This window comes from Winogradskyella sp. SYSU M77433 (genome assembly GCF_029911945.1).
GTDB lineage: Bacteria > Bacteroidota > Bacteroidia > Flavobacteriales > Flavobacteriaceae > Winogradskyella.
The window spans coordinates 153,280-167,868 of record NZ_JARYTG010000009.1 but is presented as its reverse complement, the minus strand read 5'-3'; the positions used below and the strand labels follow the sequence as shown (position 1 = coordinate 167,868).

Sequence of the window (14,589 nt, the reverse complement as noted above, 5' to 3'; positions counted from 1 at the left end):
AAAAAAAGTGTTGTTTTATTAATTAAACATTATATATTTGCACCCGCATTAGAGAAACACATTTAGTGCTTTTGACCGGGTAGCTCAGTTGGTAGAGCATCTCCCTTTTAAGGAGAGGGTCCTGGGTTCGAGCCCCAGCCCGGTCACAAAAAAAGTTAAGCAAATTGCTTAACTTTTTTTTTACCTTTACTTTTTAAAGGCGCACGTGGCGGAATTGGTAGACGCGCCAGCTTGAGGGGCTGGTGGACAATAGTCCGTGGAAGTTCGAGTCTTCTCGTGCGCACTTTTTCATATTTCTTTTCTCAAAATCATTCATTTTATAACCTAACATTATTAATTTTTGTTAATTCTGGCTTTTGTATTGATTTAAAACTTATTTTTGTTTAAACATTTTTTAAAAAGAATGAACAATATTAAAAATAGGTTTAGCATTAAAGATTTAGAAAATCTTACAGGCATAAAAGCTCATACTATTAGAATTTGGGAAAAACGCTATAATCTATTAGAACCAAAGCGCACAGATACCAATATTAGATATTACGATCTAGAAAACTTTCAAAAGTTACTCAATGTTAGCTATCTGAACAATAATGGTTATAAGATTTCAAAAATCGCTACTATTGATGAGCCACAAATCCCTGTTTTGGTTAAAGAAATTGCAGCTAAAAGTAGTTTAGACAACCACGCTATAAATGCCTTTAAGCTCTCTATGCTAAACTTTGATCAAAGTTTATTCTTTAAAACTTATGCATCACTGCTTGAAGAAAAAGATTTCAATGAGATATTCTACAATATTTTTATTCCTCTGTTAGATGAAATTGGCCTATTATGGCAAACCGACACCATCACTCCTGCTCATGAACACTTTTTATCGTCTTTAATTAGACAAAAGATTCTAATTAATACCGAAAAGGCTCAAATGCAGATAAAGGAGCGATCCAAAAAAACATTTGTACTATTTCTACCTGAAAATGAAGTTCACGAATTAGGCCTAATGTTTATCAACTATAGATTATCAGAGAAAGGCTATCACACTATTTTCCTAGGACAAAGTGTCCCTTTAGATAGTCTTAAAGACATTCTTAATTATTACGATGATGTCACCTACATTTCTTATTTTACTATCCATCCTACAAAAGAAGAAGTTGTAGATTACCTTCAAGATTTTGATAATTTAATTATGAAAAAGTCAAAATCTCAACTTTGGGTATTAGGAAAAATTTTAGAAGATGTTCAACACAATAAACTTCCAAAAGGAATTACTTCTTTTCAAAATATAAAAAACCTAATAGACAAACTTTAATGAGTAAGACAGTATCTATAATCGGTTCAGGTTTTTCAGCATTATCAGCATCCTGCTATTTGGCAAAATCTGGCTATAACGTATCTATATATGAGAAAAATGATACTGTTGGCGGAAGAGCGAGACAATTAATTAAAGAGGGTTTTACGTTTGATATAGGTCCTAGTTGGTATTGGATGCCAGATATTTTTGAAAAGTTTTTTAATGATTTTGGAAAAAGCTCTAGTGACTACTATCAATTAGATAAGTTAAATCCTGCTTACAAAATATTTTTTGGGGACGATACTATTACCATTGGAGATCATATGGATGGTATTTGTGAAGAATTTGAACGTATTGAACCAGGAAGCTCCAAACCTTTACGTAAATTCATTAAAACAGCTCAAGAGCATTACGATATTGCTATCAACAAAGTGGTTTTAAAGCCTGGGATTTCACCATTTGAATTAGTTACAAAAGATACAATTACAAGAGTAGACCAGTTCTTTAAAACGATAAGTTCTGAGGTTAGAAAGAATTTTAAAAACCCTAAACTCATTTCAACTCTAGAATTTCCTGTGCTATTTTTAGGTGCTAAACCTAGTGACACTCCTTCTTTTTACAGCTTTATGAATTATGCCGATTTTGGCTTAGGCACTTGGCATCCAAAAGGCGGTATGTATGAAATCATTAAGGCTATGAAAAGCTTAGCAGAAAGTTTAGGCGTTTCAATTCACACAAATAGTAATGTTGAAAAAATTAATGTTGAAAACGGAAAATCAACAAGTATTGTTGTAAATGGCGAAACCATAACCTCTGATCTCATTCTAAGTGGTGCAGATTATCATCATACAGAAACACTATTAGACAAACAACATAGACAGTACAGTGAAACTTATTGGGACAAAAGAACGTTTGCTCCCTCTTCCCTATTGTTTTATGTTGGGTTCAGTAAGAAATTAGAAAACGTTGAGCATCATAATCTTTTTTTTGACACTGATTTTGAAGCTCACGCAGAAGAAATTTATGACCATCCAAAATGGCCAGAGAAACCATTATTCTACGCTAATTTTCCATCTGTTACAGATAAAAGCATGGCTCCTGATGATTGTGAAACGGGATTTTTCCTTATCCCAATTGCAACAGATTTAGAAGATACGGAAAAGCTTAGAGAGCGCTATTTTGAGAAAATCATTAGCCGATTTGAGAAACTCACAGGTCAAAGTGCTAAAAATTTCATACTTTTTAAGGAGTCTTTCTGTGTTAACGATTTTAAAAGCGAATACAATTCATACAAAGGCAACGCTTATGGTATGGCAAATACACTTAGACAAACCGCTTTTTTAAGACCAAAACTTAAAAGCAAAAAGGTGAAAGACCTATATTTTACAGGACAGTTAACAGTTCCTGGACCAGGAGTACCACCATCATTAATTTCAGGTAAGCTTGTTGCCGAATTAATCAATAAAAATCAAAGTTTAACCGCTAAGGCATAAATATTTTAATTATGAAATCAATTTTCGACAATGTCTCAAGAGAATGTAGCAAGACTGTTACGAATGCTTACAGTACATCATTCTCTATGGCTACAAAAATGCTGTCACCAAAAATAAGACAGGATATCTATAATATTTATGGCTTTGTAAGATTTGCTGATGAAATCGTAGATACTTTTCACGATTATGACAAAGAGAAACTCTTCAATAATTTTGAAGCTGATTTAGAAGAAGCTCTGAATGCTAAAATCAGTTTAAATCCCATTCTAAATGCGTTTCAAGAGACTTATCATAGATATAACATAGATAAACACTTGGTTGATGCTTTTATGAACAGTATGCGATTAGATCTTTATAAAAAAGATTATCTAACTACTGAAGAGTACAAAAATTACATCTACGGATCTGCTGATGTTGTTGGTTTAATGTGCTTAAAGGTGTTTGTAAAAGGTGATGAAGAAAAATACAATGACTTAAAGCAATCTGCAATGAGTCTAAGTTCTGCTTTTCAAAAAGTAAATTTCTTACGTGATTTAAAGGCTGATTTTGAAGATTTGAACCGAACCTATTTTCCAAATACAGATTTAAGTCAATTAGACGAAAATTCTAAACGAACTATCATAGAAGAGATTGAGAAAGATTTTGCTGAAGGTTTAAAAGGGATAAAGCGCTTACCTCTAGAAGCTAAATTTGGAGTATTTATGGCGTATCGCTATTACAACAAATTATTAGAAAAGTTGAAAAACACTCCTGCTCTTCAAATCAAATCAACTAGGATAAGAGTTCCTAATTATAGAAAGGTTGAGTTATTAACTAGGAGTTACGTAAAGTATCAACTAAATTTACTGTAACCTAAAATAAACTGCTATGCAAACTGTTTTTTGGATTATAATATTTCTTGGAACATTCTTTATTATGGAATTCAATGCGTGGTTTACCCACAAATATATTATGCATGGATTCTTATGGAGTTTACATAAAGACCATCACAAAAAAGATCATGATAGCTGGTTTGAGCGCAACGATGCTTTCTTTATTTTTTATGCTGTTGTTAGTATGACTTGTTTCTACCTGTGGAGCTATGAAAGCGTTTGGTACACTCTACCTATTGGTTTGGGGATTTTATTTTATGGTATTGCCTATTTTGTGGTGCATGACATTTTTATTCACCAACGCTTTAAATGGCTTAGAAATATAGATAACAAATATGCTAGAGGTGTAAGAAGAGCTCATAAAATTCACCACAAACATTTAGGAAAAGAGCATGGAGAAAACTTCGGGATGCTAATTGTACCTTTCAAATACTTTAAATAAGTTATTCACTCAAGAGTTGATCTAGCTGATTTCTTACTTTGTCACTATTCCAATTTACAGCACCAGATTCATCTACAACAATTTCTCCCTTTTTATTTATGATAAAAGTTCGAGGAATTATGCTTGTTTTAAGTGTCTTTGGACTTTCCTTTAAAGGATTATAAATTTTAAAATTATAACCTTTATCCTCTTTGAATTTTGCCACACGATCAAAATCTTCATTGGTTACAAATAGAAATATCACTTTATCTTTATAATCATCATATAACTTTTGAAAACTTGGCATTTCGGCTATGCATGGAGGACACCAAGTTGCCCAAAAGTTTACCAGCACAACCCTCCCTTGAACTTCTGTAAAATTTAGAACTTTGTTGTCTTCAGACATTAGTTGCCAATTATGGTAACTCACCGTTTTTCTTTCACTTTCTTCTATTATTGAAGATTGATTTACAAAACTCAATCCTTTATGCATAAAGACTTGTAGAGCAACTCTTGTCTTTGGAATAATCAACAGAATTATGACAATTAAAAAAATAATATTGGTTTTATTAATCTTCGATTTCATGGGAATATTAAATCATTGTATTTGCGTCAAACGTAAAATAAATTATCAGAAAATAGCGTGATAAAAGTTACATTTTAAAAATAAAAAATAGAAAAGCGCACCATAAAAAGTACGCTTCTCGTTTAACAATTAATAAATAAACTAAGCGTTATTCCATAAACACCACAGGACAATTAACCGTTGCCACGCCTGTAGCTAAAATGTTCGCCATTCCAGCAGAAGACAGGTTATTAACTATATCAAAATCCATATTGTCATAGACATTTACACTCCATAAAGGCGAGTAAAAATCATCTTGTGGTAAAGAGGCTATAACATTGTGTGTTTGGTCAGTTCCCGTTTCCGAAACAAATCCTGATGCTGGTCCACTTTCTGGATTAGAATCATCAGGGTTGATATTAAAACTTACATATATTGGTGATAACGGTACTATGTTTGAAGCACCTCCATCAAGAATTTTCTCGAAAAATGAAAAATAATATACCACTTGATCTTTATACCAACCCATATGTATTTCATTATCTTCACTTCCCAATCTCATTGATGCCGTAGAACCTTCAGGAACTACAGGACAGTTTACAATAGTTGAAGTAGCTTGAATCTCATAACCTGACGCCAATAAATCTTGCATACTTGTTATAGTATTCGCAACATAGTCATCAGAAACAATAACTCTATTTACTTGCCAAAAATCATTGTAACCAGCATCTCCTGGAATAACATCTATAAGGTTTATTTGATTTTCAACAGCATTACCTTCAGTATCAAAAAATAAAAATATTGGTGCCGGATTTGTAGATTGTACATCAAAATTATAATATCTCACTACATCACCACTTGGCGAAAAACCTTGGGTAATAAATGGTGCACCAGAGTCGTAATTAATAGGTTCATTAGCTTCAGGAAGTCCATTGGTTGCTGTTCTAACCATAAGTGTGCCAGCATTTTCACTAAACCTATCCACACTTGCCTTAGGTGCAGTTTCAGGATCTAGAGCTGCAGGACGAGTGTTATTATCGTCATCGCTACTACACGAATACATACTAAATGCCACTATACATGTGGCTAAAAACATTTTTTTAATCATCGCTTATTTAATTTTAAAATTATGGTTCAAAATTAATAAGCACGAAACTCCTAAAATGTTAGCTAGCTTACACTAAGCAGATTTTTTCAAGATTTTTATTTCTTTCCTATTAAAATCAATGAAGTTTTCATTTTTCAACTCATTCATCAAAATATTAAGTGTTGGTCTAGATGTACCAATTAAGGAAGCAATATCTTTTTGAGAATAGGGATGTCTTATAATTTGATTTCCTGTCTTTTCACAATCGTAACCATAATCTGAACAGAGCTCATTTATAAATTCAACCAAGCGCGTTTTGGTATCTTTAAAGAGTAAAAGCTGAAGACGTCTTTCAAGTTTCTTAAACTTAAAACCAATAAACTTATATACTTTTAGAGTAAATGTTTGATTATCTCTCATTAACTCGTGCATAGTGTCTACACCTATTGGACATATTGATGTAGATTTATCAATAGCTTGAGCGAATTCGGTTCTTTTATTCTCGCCTAAAATAGCTTTTTCCCCAAACAATTCCCCTTTCCCTAAAATAGCCATAATAACTTCAGAACCATCTTCATTATTATAGCCCAATTTCACCTTACCCTTATCAATTAGATAAACTTTGTTTGCCGCATCTTCTTCAAAATATATGTAATCATTCTTATTATATAAATTGAAAGTATGACATTCCTTGTACTCTTTTAACTTATGAGGACATAAAACCTTGAACAGGTTTACATCATTAAAAAACCAGATTGACTGCATTTTTAGAGGTTTTGGTTAGTTTAAAAATTGTCGCCAAAACCTAAATAATCTTACATAAAAAAGCCCTTAATTTCTTAAGGGCTTTCATGTTACTTTTAAAAAAGTATATTATTAAGCGTTTTGCTTTTTAATCAAGTTTAACGCAGAACCTTCATTATACCACTGAATTTGTGCAGCGTTATAGGTATGATTTAATTTAATAACATCTTTAGTTCCATCTGCATGAACAATTTCCAAAGTCAATTGTTTATCTGGTGCAAACTGATCTAAATCTAAGAAGTTGAATGTATCATCCTCTTGAATTAAATCGTAGTCATTTTCATTAGCAAACGTCAATCCTAACATACCTTGTTTCTTAAGGTTTGTTTCGTGAATACGCGCAAAAGACTTAACTATAACAGCCGCAACACCTAAGTGACGTGGCTCCATAGCTGCATGCTCTCTTGAAGAACCTTCACCATAATTGTGATCACCAACTACTATAGATTTGATACCAGCAGCCTTATAAGCTCTAGCAGTATCAGGAACACCTGCATACTCACCAGTCAATTGATTCTTAACAAAGTTAGTCTTCATACCAAAAGCATTTACAGCACCTATTAAACAGTTATTAGAAATGTTATCTAAGTGACCTCTAAAACGTAACCATGGTCCAGCCATACTAATATGGTCTGTAGTACATTTTCCGAATGCTTTTATTAATAATTTAGCACCTTTTACAGTATCACCAATAGGTTCAAAAGGAGTTAAAAGTTGAAGTCTCTCTGAATCTGGAGCAACTTTTACTTCTACACTACTTCCGTCAGCTTTAGGAGCTAAATATCCATTTTCTTTAACCTCAAAACCTTTAGGTGGTAATTCCCATCCTGTTGGTTCATCTAACATTACTTCTTCGCCATTTTCATTTATTAACTTATCTGTCATAGGATTAAAATCCAAACGACCAGCAATAGCAATAGCAGCAGTAATTTCAGGAGATGCCACAAAAGCATGCGTATTTGGGTTTCCATCAGCACGCTTAGCAAAGTTTCTGTTAAACGAATGCACTATACTGTTTTTTGGTGCATTTTTAGGATCGCTATATCTTGCCCATTGTCCAATACAAGGACCACAAGCGTTTGTAAATATTTTAGCATCTAATTTTTCGAATACCTCTAAAATACCATCTCTATCTGCAGTGTATCTTACTTGCTCAGAACCTGGGTTAATACCAAACTCTGCTTTGGTTTTTAAACCTTTATCTAAAGCTTGTTGTGCAATCGAAGCTGCTCTTGATAAATCTTCGTAAGATGAGTTGGTACAAGAACCTATTAGTCCCCATTCAACTTCTAAAGGCCATTCGTTTTCAGTAGCCTTTTCTGTCATATTACTACCAACTGGAGTTGATAAATCTGGAGTAAATGGTCCGTTTAATAATGGATTTAATTCAGAAAGGTTTATTTCAATAACTTGATCGAAATATTGCTCAGGATTAGCATAAACTTCAGGATCTGCAGTTAAATACTCTTTAACTTTATTTGCTGCGTCTGCAACATCAGCTCTATCTGTAGCACGTAAATAACGCTCCATAGATTCGTCATAGCCAAAAGTAGATGTTGTAGCACCAATCTCTGCACCCATGTTACAAATAGTTCCTTTACCTGTACATGACATTGATGTCGCTCCAGGACCAAAATATTCTACGATAGCACCAGTACCACCTTTTACAGTAAGAATATCAGCTACTTTTAATATTACATCTTTAGGTGCTGTCCAACCAGAAAGTTTTCCAGTTAACTTAACACCAATTAATTTAGGAAATTTAAGTTCCCAAGCCATACCTGCCATTACATCAACAGCGTCAGCACCACCAACTCCAATAGCTACCATACCAAGTCCACCTGCATTAACAGTATGAGAATCGGTACCAATCATCATTCCACCTGGAAATGCATAATTTTCTAAAACCACTTGGTGAATAATACCTGCTCCTGGTTTCCAGAAACCAATACCATATTTATTTGAAACTGATTCTAAAAAGTTAAAAACCTCACTACTTGTGTTGTTTGCATTTCTTAAATCTGTTGCAGCACCATCTTTTGCTTGAATTAAGTGGTCACAGTGAACCGTAGTTGGCACAGCCACCTTAGGTTTACCTGCTTGCATAAATTGTAATAATGCCATCTGAGCCGTAGCATCTTGACAAGCTACTCGGTCTGGTGCAAAATCTACATAATCTTTACCACGAACAAATGCTTGTGTTGGTTTTCCGTCCCATAAGTGGGAATACAATATTTTTTCAGAAAGGGTTAATGGTTTACCTACAATTTCCTTTGCTGCATCTACGCGCTCAGAAATTTGGGAATAAACCTCTTTAATCATATCAATGTCAAAAGCCATATAGTATATTTAAATGGTTGATAAATTGTTTATTTAGTGTAACAAAATTACGAATTTTAAAGAGCATTTTAAAATATGTAATAAAAATGCTTTTTCTCTGAAAATAATTCACAGTTCTTCTAAAAACCCTTTAAATCAATGAATAATTAACGGTAAAACAATTAGTTATACAATGATTTAACAAAACAAATTATTTAGAATGACTATGAATTACTTTACAACTGTTCTAAACTCGAATTTGCAGTCTAAAATTAGACAAAATCTAACGCACTACAAGCTTGAATTAATAACTTAATATTATAACTAAATAGTGATAGTTAATACTAAAATGAACTTTTGTAAAATAGAAAATTTTAAGCTCTAAAATTTAGAAGACAATTAAAACCAAAGTGCAGTATTAAAACAGACTTTCTATTATTTTTTCGTCTGTGACACCTTCGGCTTCAGCTTTATAATTTTTGATAATTCTGTGACGAAGAATTCCTGTAGCAACGGCTTGGATATCTTCTATATCTGGAGAGAATTTTCCTTTAGTGGCAGCATGCGTTTTAGCCGCCAAGATTAAATTTTGCGAAGCTCTTGGTCCAGCTCCCCAATCCACAAACTCTTTTACCACTTCTGCAGCAGTACTTTCGTTAGGTCTGGTTTTCCCAACTAAAGACACAGCGTATTCAATAACGTTGTCTGCAACTGGTATACGACGTATGACATCTTGAAAATCTATAATTTCTTGCGCAGTAAACAAAGCATTAACCGTTTGTTTTACATCTGTTGTAGTAGATTTAACCACATCTACCTCTTCTTGAAATGAAGGATATTTTAAGTTGATTGCAAACATAAAACGGTCTAACTGTGCTTCTGGTAACGGATAAGTACCTTCTTGCTCAATTGGGTTTTGTGTTGCTAAAACAAAGTATGGTAAATTTAATTTGTATTGGTGACCCGCAACCGTTACTGCTCTTTCTTGCATCGCCTCTAATAAAGCTGCTTGCGTTTTTGGTGGCGTTCTGTTTATTTCATCTGCTAAAATAATATTAGCAAATATGGGTCCTTTTATGAATTTAAAATGACGATTTTCATCTAAAATCTCACTACCAAGAATATCACTCGGCATTAAATCTGGTGTAAACTGAATTCTCTTAAAGTCTAAGCCTAAAGCATGGGCAATAGTATTAACCATTAAGGTTTTTGCCAAACCAGGAACACCTATTAAAAGTGAGTGTCCTCCTGAAAAAATAGATATCAATATCTGATTTACTACATCCTCTTGACCAATAATTACTTTAGCAATTTCTTGTTTTAAGGTGTCGTATTTTTTTACAAAATTTTCAATTTTGGTTACATCAGACATATACTATTATTGTTTTAACCAGTTACTTTGAAACTCACAATCTCTGTACTCACCGTTTATTTTTATATAAGTTTCCTTAATAGTTTCTTTTTGCCACTTTGCAATAGCTTCAACTTGCTTGTCTTGTAAGGCTAGTTCCTTAATCTTTAAATAATCTCTTGCAAAGTCAGCTTTATGGTCATCAATTCTATCTGTTACAGTAAGAATTTTGAACTTAATTCTATTTACTCGATCTTCATCTTGATACACCTTACTAATTTCACCATCTTTTAAGTCTTGTATTTGCGTATAAAGTTCGGTATCTATTTTTGTTAATTCGAAATTGAAATCCTGAGTTGTTGGATTTGTCATTTGTCCACCTTCATATTTAGTTTCTTTTTCATCACTAAATTCTCTTGCTGCTTCTGCGAATGTTAGCGTGCCATCTACAATTTTGGCTCTAACTTCATCAATTTTATCTTTTGCTTCTTTAATAGCTTCTTGTGTCAATTCTGGACGAAGTAGAATATGCCTAACATCATACTCTTGACCTCTAATTTTTTCTAACAATATAATGTGGTAGCCAAAATCCGTTTCAAATGGTTCAGAGATTTCACCTTCTTGTAATGAAAACGCAACATCTCTAAACTCTTTAACCATTCTTGGTTGTTTTCTATTTAGTGTATATTTTCCTCCTGTAGATTTAGAACCAGCGTCTTCTGTGTAAAATAACACCTTAGTTGTAAAACTAGAGCCATTCTCTTCTACATCTTTCTTGAACCCTTTTAACTTCTCTATTACAGCTTGTTTAGCTTCTTCTGTTACTTCAGGAATAACAACTATTTGCGCTAGTTTTAACTCTGTACCAAAAGTTGGACGTTCATCTTCAGGAATATCATTGAAAAATGTTCTAACTTCCTCAGGAGTTACTTCTATTTCCTGAGTTACCTTTTTTTGCATTTCACTAGCGAGATAACCACTTTTGTTAATTTCATACATTTCATCTCTCAGTGCTTTCTCAGAATCTTTCTTGTAGAATTTTAATAAACCTTCCATATTGCCTTGAGTCTGTGCTAAAATACCTTGTATTTGTTGATCTACTAAAGACTGAATATATAATTCGTTTACTAAAATACTATCTTGAATAGCTTGATGTGCATACAATTTACTCTCTAGCATACTACCAAAAAGTTCACATCTTGTTACACCAGATAAATCAGCTCCCTGTGCTTCAAGCTGTGCTATTTCTCTATCTAAATCTGATTCTAAAACTATAAAATCACCAACCACTGCCGCTACTCCATCCGCTTTAACGCGATCGGTATTACGAATAGTATCCTTAGCTTTTTCTAACTGAGGTTTTTCATCTTCTATAATTTCTTGGGCACTTAAAAAGTTGAATGAAATAAAGCAAATTAAGAGAATTGCTCTAGTCATAAATTTGGAATTTATTGTTTTCAATGGCATCTTTTGTAATATCATTTTCGAGTTGCTTGATAAGCTCTAACTTTCTTTTATTTATAACAATCTGTCTGATTGAAGGTTTTACGTAGTCTAAAGGTGCATAATCATTTTGAAGACGTACGTCATTAACTTGCATCAAATATAGGTTTAATGAATCTTTGAGTTGTAAGAAATTAGTTTTTTTTAACAGTTGGTCTTTATTTTCAAAAGAAACCACAGGAACTTTCTCTGCAACTTGACTAAACTTTACCCAAAGAGAATCATTTAATGAGTATGTTTTAAACTGTACTGAAATAGAATCTAAATAACGTTTATCCTTATTTTTAAAACGCTGAAATCTATTTTTTATAGTGTCTAAATTAATAGGGTTTAACGGTAAGCTGATATATCTAAACTGTAACAAGTCATCATTTAATTTAAATGATTCTTTATTAGCCTCATAAAACACTTCGGCTTCATTTGGATTTACAACCGTATCAATACTCTTATTTACCAAAGCTTCTAGATAAGCCTTTGTATATAAATCGCTTCTATACTGTTCTACAAGTTTTGAAAACTCATTCTGCTTTTCTTCTGATAGATTAACCAAAGCACCATCCATTAAAAGCAATTGTCTAGCCCAACGGTTTATATAAGCATTTACTAATAAGGTGCTGTCTTCTTTTGAAGCTCCTTCTGGTACAACACCATTAATATCGTCTTGATATAAATAACTATCATTAACTCTAGCTACAGGAACACGATCATCTGCTTTTTTGAAAAAATCGCAGCTAGTAACCAGTATAAAAAGGGTAAGTATGTAAAAATTGTATTTCAAAAAACTAGTTTTCGATTTTAGATTTTATCGTTTTGAGAGCTTTATCGTTAACTTCAACATCAAAACGTTTGTGTAAATCGTTAATCCAATTGGCTTCTATTTCCATTTGGTAATCATTAATAACATTGCCTTTAGCCTCTTCTAAAGTTTTATTTCCTGAAGGCAACACAGCTTTAACATCTATTACATGAAAAGCATCGTTGTGCATATAGACTTTAGATAATCCTTCTTTAGCTTCAAAAGCTTTTGGCAACTTATTATCATCTGTACTAAAAGTACCTTTTGTAAAGATGATGTTTTGCTTTTTTTCAGAGTTTAGCGCTTCAGTTATGTCTTCTTGGGATTTGCCTTTCTTCATTAACTTAAGAGCTTTCTTTGCTATGGATTCATCGGCTGAAGAAGCCATCATCACCTCTACACGATCTTTCCATTGATATTCTGATTTGTGCTCATCATAGTATTTTTCAATTCCTAAAGAATCTTTTGAAGCTTTATTCCAGACTTCCTTTTCCATAAGGTCAAAAAGTAAAAGTCCGTCTCTATACTCTTTAAGTATATTAGCAAACTCTTCATTTTCATTCTCTAAATTATCTTCTCTGAATTGAAGTATTGCCTTTTCAAAATACGAATTATATTCATTTTCAATAAGCGTTGAGAATTTCAATGATCGACCAGCATACATACGTTGAGAATTCATTAGGTGACGGCCAAAATCATCATAACTGAAAGTCTTTTCATTGATTGAAAATAATTTCTCATCTGCTTTAAAATCTTCAGGAAGTTTCCAAGAACGCTTAAAATAATCTTCGGTTAAAATACCTTCAAAATAAACTTTCGCGTTTGAATTATGTGAAATTTTATAGCGCGATTTTAACTCTTCCACCATAACATCTTTAATAAGTTTAGATCTAGAATCTCTTTGTACTTTATTTTCTAGTTCTGGTCTTAACGCTTCAAGAGTTTTTAATGGTTCTAACTTTATGCGCTTAACAATGTGCCATCCGTAAGCTGTTTGAAAAGGTTTGCTAACATCTCCATCTTCTTTTAATGTAAAAGCTTCATCTTCAAATTTAATGGAACTCAACTGACCACTTTTAAAAGGCGCTAGTTTACCACCATTTCTTGCAGAGCTTTTATCATCTGAAAATTGTTTTGCTAAAGACTCAAAAGCCTCACCTTGGTTGAGCTTTTGATAAATATCTTTTATACGCTTTTCTGGATCGAATAAAGAGTCTTTTTCATTATTAGCCACCATAATATGAGCCGCTGTAATGGTACCTCTAGACTTTCGCCTATCATCAACCTTTACAACATGATAACCAAATTGTGTTCTAAAAGGCATTGAAATTTCACCTTTTGGAGTATTGTAAGCGGCTGTTTCAAAATCATAAACCATTTTAAACGCAGAGAAGTAGCCTAAATCTTCCAAGAAAACGGTCTGCCCATTGTGCTTTTTTGCTTTTACAGCGTCAAAACCTTCTTCCAAAACTTGCTCTCTTAATTTTAAAACCTGATTATATGCTTCTAAAGTATCTTTTTCAGTTTCTGCTAAACGCACTAAAATATGAGATGCTTTTATATCTTCATTACCTCTTTCATAAGCTTCTTTTACCAATTCATCAGTAACCTTATTTTCCGATAAGTAGTTTTTGATAAGCTGATTTTTATAATTGGAAAATTCGCGTTTATAGTTTTTATCTTCATCCAAACCTAAACGACGAGCTTCTTTAAGCTTTAACTGATATTCTGTGAATAATTTTAAATAGCCACCTATATCCTTTTGGCTTTCATCTTTTACTAAATCTAAGTTTTTGTTATAAACCCTAAGGAATTCAGAAGACATGATAGAATCACCATCAACAATTAGCAAAACCTCATCTTGGTTTTGAGCATACGAAAAATTCAATGCTAAAAGCAACAATAACAAACATCTAAGTTTAGCAGTCATAATGTTTTCTTCTTTTATTGTAATTCAGTTTTTTGAAGTTCAGCAAAAATAACATAAATAGGTTATTTAGCAAGTTGAGATTTTGCAACATTTAACAGTCTAGAAAAAACTTTGCCAAAGTACTATTTTGAGTTAAAAATGTAGTTTGAACAGTTAAAACGTA

The 14,589-nt window shown here is 32.7% G+C and carries 12 protein-coding genes and 2 tRNA genes; 6 read left to right on the top strand and 8 right to left on the bottom strand.

What is annotated here, in order from left to right; all coding sequences use genetic code 11:
- Positions 1-73 precede the first annotated feature (73 nt).
- The 6 genes from QGM60_RS16735 (at position 74) to QGM60_RS16710 (ending at position 4,092) form a co-directional block, all read left to right on the top strand.
- Positions 74-146, top strand: a tRNA-Lys gene (locus tag QGM60_RS16735).
- Between the two features lie 53 nt (positions 147-199).
- A tRNA-Leu gene (locus QGM60_RS16730) sits at positions 200-283 on the top strand.
- 120 nt (positions 284-403) lie between these two features.
- Positions 404-1,303 (top strand): MerR family transcriptional regulator, encoded by a 900-nt coding sequence (locus QGM60_RS16725; protein ID WP_281141400.1) that lies wholly within the window; start codon positions 404-406, stop codon positions 1,301-1,303.
- Positions 1,303-2,778, top strand: coding sequence for a phytoene desaturase family protein (gene crtI / locus QGM60_RS16720; protein ID WP_281141399.1), 1,476 nt, complete (start codon positions 1,303-1,305; stop codon positions 2,776-2,778). Before QGM60_RS16725 ends, crtI begins: the two co-directional genes overlap by 1 nt.
- An 11-nt stretch (positions 2,779-2,789) precedes the next feature.
- Positions 2,790-3,629: a phytoene/squalene synthase family protein gene (locus QGM60_RS16715; RefSeq protein ID WP_281141398.1), complete on the top strand. Its 840-nt coding sequence runs from the start codon at positions 2,790-2,792 to the stop codon at positions 3,627-3,629.
- A gap of 16 nt (positions 3,630-3,645) precedes the next feature.
- Positions 3,646-4,092: a sterol desaturase family protein gene (locus QGM60_RS16710; protein ID WP_281141397.1), complete on the top strand. Its 447-nt coding sequence runs from the start codon at positions 3,646-3,648 to the stop codon at positions 4,090-4,092.
- 1 nt (position 4,093) lies between these two features.
- Here the strand turns inward: QGM60_RS16710 and QGM60_RS16705 are convergent, their stop codons facing one another.
- The 8 genes from QGM60_RS16705 to QGM60_RS16670 form a co-directional block, all read right to left on the bottom strand.
- Entirely contained in the window at positions 4,094-4,564 is a 471-nt protein-coding gene (locus tag QGM60_RS16705) for a TlpA disulfide reductase family protein (protein ID WP_281141396.1), read from the bottom strand.
- A 241-nt stretch (positions 4,565-4,805) separates the two neighbouring features.
- Entirely contained in the window at positions 4,806-5,744 is a 939-nt protein-coding gene (locus QGM60_RS16700; protein WP_281141395.1) for a hypothetical protein, read from the bottom strand.
- Positions 5,745-5,816: 72 nt separating this feature from the next.
- Positions 5,817-6,488: a Crp/Fnr family transcriptional regulator gene (locus QGM60_RS16695; protein ID WP_281141394.1), complete on the bottom strand. Its 672-nt coding sequence runs from the start codon at positions 6,486-6,488 to the stop codon at positions 5,817-5,819.
- A 111-nt stretch (positions 6,489-6,599) separates the two neighbouring features.
- Positions 6,600-8,867: an aconitate hydratase gene (locus tag QGM60_RS16690; RefSeq protein WP_281141393.1), complete on the bottom strand. Its 2,268-nt coding sequence runs from the start codon at positions 8,865-8,867 to the stop codon at positions 6,600-6,602.
- A 397-nt stretch (positions 8,868-9,264) separates the two neighbouring features.
- Complete coding sequence (locus tag QGM60_RS16685; protein ID WP_281141392.1) at positions 9,265-10,218, bottom strand: MoxR family ATPase; 954 nt, start codon at positions 10,216-10,218, stop codon at positions 9,265-9,267.
- 6 nt (positions 10,219-10,224) lie between these two features.
- Positions 10,225-11,634 carry a peptidylprolyl isomerase gene (locus tag QGM60_RS16680; protein ID WP_281141391.1) on the bottom strand — a complete coding sequence of 470 codons (1,410 nt, stop codon included), beginning with the start codon at positions 11,632-11,634 and terminating at the stop codon, positions 10,225-10,227.
- Positions 11,627-12,478 carry a peptidyl-prolyl cis-trans isomerase gene (locus QGM60_RS16675; protein ID WP_281141390.1) on the bottom strand — a complete coding sequence of 284 codons (852 nt, stop codon included), beginning with the start codon at positions 12,476-12,478 and terminating at the stop codon, positions 11,627-11,629. Before QGM60_RS16675 ends, QGM60_RS16680 begins: the two co-directional genes overlap by 8 nt.
- 4 nt (positions 12,479-12,482) lie before the next feature.
- A complete protein-coding gene (locus tag QGM60_RS16670) occupies positions 12,483-14,426 on the bottom strand; it encodes a peptidylprolyl isomerase (protein WP_281141389.1) in 1,944 nt (647 codons plus the stop codon).
- Positions 14,427-14,589: the final 163 nt, after the last annotated feature.

Excerpts from the sequence above, each read along its gene's own strand:
- QGM60_RS16700 (WP_281141395.1), bottom strand. The coding sequence starts at position 5,744 with ATGATTAAAAAAATGTTTTTAGCCACATGTATAGTGGCATTTAGTATG.
- QGM60_RS16690 (WP_281141393.1), bottom strand. The coding sequence starts at position 8,867 with ATGGCTTTTGACATTGATATGATTAAAGAGGTTTATTCCCAAATTTCT.
- QGM60_RS16705 (WP_281141396.1), bottom strand. The coding sequence starts at position 4,564 with ATGCATAAAGGATTGAGTTTTGTAAATCAATCTTCAATAATAGAAGAA.
- QGM60_RS16685 (WP_281141392.1), bottom strand. The coding sequence starts at position 10,218 with ATGTCTGATGTAACCAAAATTGAAAATTTTGTAAAAAAATACGACACC.
- QGM60_RS16670 (WP_281141389.1), bottom strand. The coding sequence starts at position 14,426 with ATGACTGCTAAACTTAGATGTTTGTTATTGTTGCTTTTAGCATTGAAT.
- crtI (WP_281141399.1), top strand. The coding sequence starts at position 1,303 with ATGAGTAAGACAGTATCTATAATCGGTTCAGGTTTTTCAGCATTATCA.
- QGM60_RS16710 (WP_281141397.1), top strand. The coding sequence starts at position 3,646 with ATGCAAACTGTTTTTTGGATTATAATATTTCTTGGAACATTCTTTATT.
- QGM60_RS16725 (WP_281141400.1), top strand. The coding sequence starts at position 404 with ATGAACAATATTAAAAATAGGTTTAGCATTAAAGATTTAGAAAATCTT.
- QGM60_RS16695 (WP_281141394.1), bottom strand. The coding sequence starts at position 6,488 with ATGCAGTCAATCTGGTTTTTTAATGATGTAAACCTGTTCAAGGTTTTA.
- QGM60_RS16715 (WP_281141398.1), top strand. The coding sequence starts at position 2,790 with ATGAAATCAATTTTCGACAATGTCTCAAGAGAATGTAGCAAGACTGTT.
- QGM60_RS16680 (WP_281141391.1), bottom strand. The coding sequence starts at position 11,634 with ATGACTAGAGCAATTCTCTTAATTTGCTTTATTTCATTCAACTTTTTA.